Below are 2,075 nucleotides of genomic sequence, written 5' to 3' on the forward strand. Positions count from 1 at the left end.
GGGTAAGCAACTGAAACATAAATTCTATAAAATTATATAAAATAATATAAATATTTTATATAATTTATATTGATAAATATTTTTAAATTTGTTATAATGTCACTTATGAATAAATTACTATCAATAGGACAAGCTTCAAAAATTCTTGGTGTAACTATACAAACACTTAGAAACTGGGATAAAAAAGGGTTACTAAAACCTGATGAATTAACAAAAGGTGGAGAGCGTAGATATAGGCTTGAAACACTAAAAAATATCAATAAAAACATAACTTTTAACAATGACAGCTTAAAAACTATAGCTTACGCAAGAGTAAGTTCTCACGACCAAAAAGATGATTTAATTAGACAAGTTCAAGTATTAGAATTATATTGTTCTAAACAAGGCTTTAATTATGAAATTATACAAGATTTAGGTAGTGGTATGAATTACTATAAAAAAGGTTTAACTAAACTTTTAAATTTAATACTTGAAGGACAAGTAAAAAGACTTGTTTTAACTCATAAAGATAGATTATTAAGATTTGGAGCAGAGCTTGTATTTTCAATATGTCAGGCAAAAGAAGTAGAAGTTATAATTATAAACAAAGGCGAAGAAAGTGTGAAATTTGAAGAAGAATTAGCAAAAGATGTTTTAGAAATTATAACAGTATTTTCAGCTAGACTTTATGGTTCTCGTTCAAAGAAAAATAAAAAACTTTTAGATGATATGCAAAAAGTGGTAGTTTCAAATGTTAATGAATAAGACTAAATTAGTAACTAATTTAACAATATCTCATAAAATAGAATTAAAACCAAACAATAAAGCAATCACTCATTTTAAAAAAGCTTTTGGCTGTTCTCGTTTAGCTTATAACTGGGGACTTGCTAAATGGCAAGAGTATTATAAGCAAGGTGTTAAAAAATCATATTTAGATTTAAAAAAAGAATTCAACGCTATTAAAAAAGAGCAGTTTCCATTTATTTATGATGTTAGTAAATATGCAACTCAACAACCATTTTTAAATTTAAATCTAGCTTTTAATAAATTTTTTAGAGATTTAAAACAAGGCAAGTTAAGTTATCCAAAATTTAAAAAGAAAAAAGAAAATTTCGGTAGTTACTATATAGGTGGAGACCAAGTTATAATTAAAAATGAAAAATATCTAAAAATTCCAAATTTTGGACTTGTAAAAATGAAAGAGAAGCTAAGATTTAAAGGTAAGATAAATAGCGTAACAATCTCACAAAAAGCAAATAAATTTTACGCATCTTTTTGCGTTGAAATATCAAAAGATGAATATAATAAAACACATAAAATAGAAAATTGCAATAAACAAAGTATAGGTATAGATTTAGGTATTAAAGAATTTATTAGCTTATCTAATGGCTTACAAATAAAAGCACCAAAGCCATTAAATAAGCTAAATAGACTTTTAGTTAAAAGACAAAGAAAGCTTTCAAAAAAACTTCACGCAAAAACCAAGCAAGAAGCTTTAAAAGGTGTTAAAAAATCAAATAATTATCTAAAAGCAAGTATGAAGCTAAATAAATTACATTCTAAAATTTCTAATATAAGAAATGATTTTTTACATAAAATCACAAGTATTATTATAAGAAATTTTGATTATATAGGACTTGAAAGCTTGAATGTAAAGGGTATGATAAAAAATCATAAATTAGCTAAATCTCTTGTTGATGTCAGTTTTTATGAGTTTAATAGACAATTAGAATATAAAGCTAATTATATGCAAAAAGAAATTCATAGAGTAGATAAATTCTATCCAAGTTCTAAAACTTGCTGTGTATGTGGAAATATAAAGCAGGATTTAACATTAAAAGATAGAATTTATAAGTGCAAATCTTGTGGAAATATTATTGATAGAGATTTAAATGCAAGTATTAATTTACACAAGTTTGTAAATGAAAGAGTAGGAATAGTTAATTCCGAATTTACGCCTATGGACTTGACGGCTCTGCTAGATGATTTAGCAATAAATCAAATAGTAACCAGCAAGGTTGAAGTAGGAATACAACAAAAATTCTATTAGTATAGTTTTATATATATTTATAGAATTTTATAGGTTTGTAGTAACG

2 protein-coding genes are annotated in these 2,075 nt (G+C 24.9%); both read left to right on the forward strand.

The window, feature by feature from the left end; genetic code table 11:
• The first annotated feature begins 105 nt into the window (after positions 1-105).
• On the forward strand, positions 106-744 hold the full coding sequence (locus F1B92_RS07320; RefSeq protein ID WP_154571196.1) for an IS607 family transposase: 639 nt from the start codon (positions 106-108) through the stop codon (positions 742-744).
• Positions 731-2,029 carry an RNA-guided endonuclease InsQ/TnpB family protein gene (locus tag F1B92_RS07325; RefSeq protein WP_407643639.1) on the forward strand — a complete coding sequence of 433 codons (1,299 nt, stop codon included), beginning with the start codon at positions 731-733 and terminating at the stop codon, positions 2,027-2,029. The genes F1B92_RS07320 and F1B92_RS07325 overlap by 14 nt, the downstream gene beginning before the upstream one ends.
• The last annotated feature ends 46 nt before the right edge of the window (positions 2,030-2,075 follow it).

The organism is Campylobacter portucalensis, assembly GCF_009690845.1.
In the GTDB taxonomy this organism is placed as follows: Bacteria; Campylobacterota; Campylobacteria; order Campylobacterales; family Campylobacteraceae; genus Campylobacter_B; species Campylobacter_B portucalensis.